The following is a 3,659-nucleotide window of genomic DNA, read 5'->3' as shown; positions in this document are numbered from 1 at the left end:
GGCTTAATCCCGACAGATCTTCAGCTGATCAACTTAAGAAAGCGGCTTGAGTTGGGGCGACAACTATGTTGACAAACACCGAAGCGTTCCTGCCGATCCTGCTGCCACTCGCGCTGATGATGACCAAAACCTTCTACGGCATGCTGATGCCGACAGAAGGCATCGTGTGGGAAGGTCTGACCATTTTGGGCCAACCGGCTGTTGCCCTGCTGATTGGTTTGTTGCTGGCCGTCCGTACCTACCGTCGGGTTAAGCCTGGAGACAAGCAGGTAGCCACTTATGACGGCGTGTTCGGCGATGCCCTGAAAACCGCCGGCCAGATCACCCTGATTGTCGCTGTCGGCGGCGGTTTCGGCGGCCTGCTGAAAGCGTCGCCCCTGCAGGATGTGATGACCAGCCTGCTGGCCGGTTTCAACATCGGCCTGCTGGCGCCCTTTATCATCGGTGTAGTGCTGCGTACAGCCATCGGTTCCGCCAGCATTACCCTGCTGACCGGCGCCAGCATGATCGGCCCGATGCTGGGCGTACTGGGCCTGGGCTCACCGGAAGGCGCCATCATCGCGATGCTGGCCCTGGGCTCACCGGAAGGCGCCATCATCGCGATGCTGGCCCTGGGCGCTGGCGCGAGCATGATCGTCCACGGCAACGATAACTACTTCTGGATGGTCTCCTCCTGCTCCGGCATGAAGACGGAGACCGCCTTCAAACTGATTCCGAAGACCAGTGTCATCCTGTCACTGACAGCCCTGGCCGCCACCTGGCTGCTGAAGCTGGTGCTGATCTGACGCCCCTGAATGCACTGAATCAAACGACAACGCTTTACTGTTACTGAACTGAAGACCGAACCGGTTAACGAGGCATAGTATGACCAAGACCACCGAGCAATGGATCAACGAACATCCGCTTATCCAGGACATGGTTGAACTGAAGGAAACCCAGTGGTTCAACCCCGGTGTCACCACCCTGGAAGAAGCCCTGCCTTTCGTGGGCCTGAATCAGGACGATATCAACGACGCCAGCGCGCGGCTGGTTCGCTTTGCACCGTTTATCAAGACCATGTTCCCGGAGACAGAGTCGTCCAACGGTATCATCGAATCACCGGTCCGCGCAGTACCTGCGATGCAGTCTGTCATTGAAAACCGCTACAGCGTTAAGCTGCCCGGCCAGCTGCTGCTGAAACTGGACAGCCAGCTGCCCATCTCCGGTTCCATCAAGGCCCGCGGTGGTATTTATGAAGTGCTCAAGCATGCGGAAACCCTGGCCATCAACGCCGGCCTGCTGACCGAGCAGGACGATTACGCCAAACTGACCACCGATGAATTCCGCCAGTTCTTCAGCCAGTATTCTGTTGCTGTCGGCTCTACCGGCAACCTGGGGCTGTCCATCGGCATCATGAGTGCCCGCCTGGGCTTCAAGGCGTCTGTGCATATGTCTGCCGATGCCCGCCAGTGGAAGAAAGACATGCTGCGCGCCCACGGCGTTGAAGTGGTGGAATATGAATCCGACTACAGCATTGCCGTTGAAGAAGGCCGTCGTCAGGCGGAATCCGATCCGACCTGCTACTTCGTGGATGATGAAAACTCCACTAACCTGTTCCTCGGCTATGCCGTTGCCGCAAAACGCCTGAGAAAGCAGCTGGATGAAATGGAAGTTGTGGTGGATAAAGACCATCCCCTGTTCGTCTACCTGCCCTGCGGCGTTGGTGGTGGTCCCGGTGGTGTAGCTTTTGGTCTGAAGATGGCATTCGGTGATAACGTGCACTGCATCTTTGCCGAGCCGACCCACTCACCCTGCATGATGCTGGGCGTCTATACCGGCCTGCATGACGAAATTTCTGTTCAGGATTTCGGCATCGACAACATCACTGCCGCCGATGGTCTCGCCGTAGGCCGTGCATCCGGCTTCGTTGGCAAGGCCATGGAGCGCCTGCTGGATGGTTACTTCACCGTGACCGACGAGGAAATGTACTGCCTGCTGGCCCTGATGAACCGTCACGAGAACATTCGTCTGGAACCGTCCGCACTGGCGGGTGTACCCGGTATCGCACGCGTGCTGAGCGAAGAAGAAGGCTACAAGGCCCGCATGGATTTCAGTGAAGATCAGCTGAACAATGCCATCCACATTGCCTGGGCAACCGGCGGCAACATGGTGCCGATGGAAGAAATGCGCAGCTATATTCGCAAGGGGCGTGATTATCTCGCTGTCGAAATGGCGCACTGAATTAACAGGTTCTGAATACTGTTAGCCGGATAACGGCCTGCTGAAAACAGGCCTTTATCCTGCCAGAAGCTGAGCTTGCTCCTGGTTCATTTTTGACTTTTCGGGCTGACATTGAATAAATTCCAGCAAGCTTTTAGGGAAATTAAGCGCGACCGTACTGTCCAAGAATATCTTACCAATCCCACCTGCATACTGTCTTAGCAAACCTCTCACCACACGACGACACAAGCGTTCAAGAGGTAACGGCCTGACATCCAAATACTGCTTAATCTTTTTCAATGTCTCAATAGTGGCATTATCTTCAATCTCTGCATTCCATCGTCCAACATAAAACTCACTCTGTTGATCTTTTAATAAATCTCGTAATGTTCTTCCGCTGAAATTGGCATCCGTTCTATCAATATTCATATCCGCATCCAGCAAAACCCAAGATGCATTGATTTTACTGTAACCATCGTCATGATGAGGAAAACGAGCATTTTTAAGAAGGGATATAAACGGTGAATGATCTTGGGTATCAGCGCCATATTTAAGCAGTACGAGGGTGGTTTTAACACTTTTACATACATGTCGATGTAATGGTGTTTCGCCACTAGAATCTTTTAATTCCAAATTGGCTCCTTTTTCCAGCAACAATGCCGTGCACTCTGCCATGGATTGGGATTCACTGGGTTCTGCACCCACCATATGCAAAGGTGTCTGTTCATTGTTATCTACGTCATTGACTTTGGCACCTGCATCCAGCAATACCTGCACGGAAGGCGTGTTAACTACCCGAGCTGCAGCATGCAAGGGTTTCCGCCCCCTCATTCTTTCTACTGCTGTGATGTCGGCTCCTGCCTCCAACAACACCTTCACTGACGCAGCATTGCTGCAAGCAGCAAAAAACAATGGCTGTCTACCTAAATGATCTTCAATATCGTACTCAGCACCAGCCTCAATTAACAGACTGCACAGTCTTACTCCTTCAGAACCCTTTTTATTTGCAGCAAGATGCAAAGCTGTTGACCCATTATGACCTTGCTGATTAACAAAGTCAGCGTCTTGCTTCAGTAAACATTCGAGGATTTCTGGAACACAAAATTCGACAGCTTGATGTATATCTTTATAATTAAACATTATCTTACCACTAGCCCCTCCCTTTTCTATCAAAAATTTAGCGACAGGAAGATGACCTTTAATAATGGCGTAATTGAATGGCTTATATCCATAGTAATCTGTTCCTCCCTGTTTTGCATCTGCGTCGATTAATACTCTGACGGTGGAAAAAAACCCGCTTTGGGAAGCCATATGTAGCGGTGATCTATTCATTATATCCTTGATATTCGCATCCGCACCAGCCTTCAACAATTCATTGACCGGTGTTTGTCAACATAGTTGTCGCCCCAACTCAAGCCGCTTTCTTAAGTTGATCAGCTGAAGATCTGTCGGGATTAAGC

General features: G+C 51.7%; 3 protein-coding genes. 2 read left to right on the top strand and 1 reads right to left on the bottom strand.

The genetic code is table 11. The annotated features are described in order from the left end of the window. Positions 1-65 precede the first annotated feature (65 nt). Both ABD892_RS11365 and dsdA read left to right on the top strand, forming a co-directional pair. Positions 66-785, top strand: coding sequence for a GntT/GntP/DsdX family permease (locus ABD892_RS11365; protein WP_345195781.1), 720 nt, complete (start codon positions 66-68; stop codon positions 783-785). A 79-nt stretch (positions 786-864) separates the two neighbouring features. Next, positions 865-2,220: a D-serine ammonia-lyase gene (gene dsdA, locus ABD892_RS11360; protein WP_345195780.1), complete on the top strand. Its 1,356-nt coding sequence runs from the start codon at positions 865-867 to the stop codon at positions 2,218-2,220. A 54-nt stretch (positions 2,221-2,274) separates the two neighbouring features. Here dsdA and ABD892_RS11355 read toward each other — a convergent pair whose 3' ends face one another. Further along, entirely contained in the window at positions 2,275-3,567 is a 1,293-nt protein-coding gene (locus ABD892_RS11355; RefSeq protein ID WP_345195782.1) for an ankyrin repeat domain-containing protein, read from the bottom strand. Positions 3,568-3,659: the final 92 nt, after the last annotated feature.

The organism is Kistimonas scapharcae (assembly GCF_039540975.1).
In the GTDB taxonomy this organism is placed as follows: Bacteria; Pseudomonadota; Gammaproteobacteria; order Pseudomonadales; family Endozoicomonadaceae; genus Kistimonas; species Kistimonas scapharcae.
This window is presented reverse-complemented; position numbering and strand designations above follow the sequence as displayed.

What these genes read in the sequence shown, in the direction of transcription:
- ABD892_RS11365 (WP_345195781.1), top strand. Translation starts at nt 66, where the DNA reads ATGTTGACAAACACCGAAGCGTTCCTGCCGATCCTGCTGCCACTCGCG.
- dsdA (WP_345195780.1), top strand. Translation starts at nt 865, where the DNA reads ATGACCAAGACCACCGAGCAATGGATCAACGAACATCCGCTTATCCAG.